Raw genomic sequence first — 697 nt, forward strand, 5'->3', positions numbered from 1 at the left:
CGGGCGGGGCGGCGACGCAGTGCCGCAGCAGGTCGGCGGCGGCCCGGGCGTCGCCGAGCGCGGTGTGCGCCGGATACCGGCCGAGGCCGGCCGCCGCGACGCAGGCCGCCAGGCCGTACCCGCCCGCGTCGGCGAGCCGGGTGCGGGCCAGCCGCATGGTGCACAGCTCGGGGACGGGCGGCAGTTCGACCCCGAGCCGGGCGAACTCGCGCTCCAGGAAGGACCGGTCGCAGCTGACGTGGTGACCCACCAGGACCCGGCCGGCCAGCAGGTCCAGCAGGACCGGGGCGACCTCGCGGAAGCGCGGGGCGCCGACCACCTGGTCCTGGGTTATCCGGTGCACGTGGGTGGGGCCGACCGGCCCGGCCGGGTCGACCAGGGTGGCGAACTCGCCCTCGGTCCGCAGCCGGTGGTCGAGCAGCACCACGGCGACCTCCACCACCCGGTGCCGCCAGGGGCTGCGGCCGGTGGCCTCGACGTCGACCACGGCGTACCCGCCCGGCACCGGGGGCACGCGGCGGTCACCGAGCAGCATCGTCCTGCTCTCCTCTTGTCAGCGACCCCCGGCGGACACAAAGCCCCACGATGGTAAGCCGACGAACGAGCCCTTTTTCAAGGAGATCTTCATCTCGGCCGACAACGATTCGGCGAACGACCCCCGCCGATCGGCGGGGGGGGGGCGGGGGGCGGGGGGGGG

Annotated in this window: 1 protein-coding gene; it reads right to left on the reverse strand. The window is 76.0% G+C overall.

Annotated elements, in window-relative coordinates; all coding sequences use genetic code 11:
• Positions 1 to 535 (reverse strand): 3'-5' exonuclease (locus AA75_RS39500; RefSeq protein WP_051814193.1); only part of this gene is annotated, 535 nt, incomplete at its 3' end.
• Positions 536 to 697: the final 162 nt, after the last annotated feature.

The organism is Kitasatospora sp. MBT63 (genome assembly GCF_000710465.2).
Taxonomy (GTDB): domain Bacteria; phylum Actinomycetota; class Actinomycetes; order Streptomycetales; family Streptomycetaceae; genus Kitasatospora.